1 protein-coding gene and 1 pseudogene (1 of these 2 running past the window's edge) are annotated in these 641 nt (G+C 47.0%); both read right to left on the bottom strand.

Going from position 1 to position 641, the window contains the following annotated elements; translation table 11 throughout:
• Nucleotides 1–72, bottom strand: a pseudogene (locus tag CVU71_18495) (hypothetical protein) (it extends 244 nt beyond the left edge of the window).
• Between the two features lie 188 nt (nt 73–260).
• Nucleotides 261–641, bottom strand: a 381-nt coding sequence (locus tag CVU71_18490; GenBank protein PKN16792.1) for an acyl-CoA dehydrogenase, incomplete at its 5' end; no start/stop codon positions are given.

The following is a 641-nucleotide window of genomic DNA, read 5'->3' as shown; positions in this document are numbered from 1 at the left end:
TTTTTCCGCATTATTTCCCGTCCAGGCCGGCAGCCACCTTGATGCGAATTCTATTGCTTCCTCTTTGTTCATTTTTCACCTTTATGGACTGATTATGACAATTTATTCCGGGAGAAGAAATTTTATCAATAATCTTTTATGAAAAACGCAATATCAAAGATTATCTGAGGTCCCTTTAAGTAGCCGGAGCGGAATTTTATTCCGCTCCGGCTGTTCACACTTTTTTTGGTTTTCTTTCCCTTAAGCAGGGGGCGTTTGAACTACATGAAACTTTCTTCGGGGATTTCGATCGCACTGCGGTCGCCGCACTTCATCGCCTTCTCGTATCCGAAGATATCGGGAACGTGATTCATCACATAGAACCTGGCGGTGGCGATTTTACCCTTGTAGAAATTGACATCGACGTCACCCTGCTCTTTGAGCTTTGCGGCCGCGAGCAGCGCCTGGTCGAGCAGCAACTTGCCGCAGTAAATTCTTGCACCGGCATGAAGCGTCCGGGTAGCATAAAGCTGTTTCATCTGCTTATCACCTGCCGTCCACGTGGCATTCATATCCACGATATCTTTAAAAGCCGCCATGGCATCCGCCATCATCGCGAACTCCGCTGCAAATTCATCGGTTTTCTTATTGGCAACAAAGGC

The sequence above is a fragment of the Deltaproteobacteria bacterium HGW-Deltaproteobacteria-6 genome, assembly GCA_002840435.1.
Classification (GTDB): Bacteria; Desulfobacterota; Syntrophia; order Syntrophales; family Smithellaceae; genus UBA8904.
This window is presented reverse-complemented; position numbering and strand designations above follow the sequence as displayed.